Consider the following 246-nt stretch of genomic DNA (forward strand, 5'->3'; position numbering starts at 1 on the left):
GCGGCAGCGGCAGCGGCACCTGCGGCAGCACCAGCAGCGGCACAGGCACCGGCGGCAGCACCAGCAGCGGCCTGGGCGCCCTCCCGCCGGAAGGCCACCGCTCCCCCACGTCAAACGGCACAGGCCCCGCCCGAACCCCCCCGCCCATCGAATCCCCCGCCGCCCCTCCGCCCCAGGAGCCCCAACAGCGGACAGCGGCAGAGGTTTTCGACGCCCTGTACGCCCGCACCACCCCCACGTCCACCC

It is taken from the genome of Streptomyces sp. ISL-87 (assembly GCF_018614095.1).
Taxonomy (GTDB): domain Bacteria; phylum Actinomycetota; class Actinomycetes; order Streptomycetales; family Streptomycetaceae; genus Streptomyces.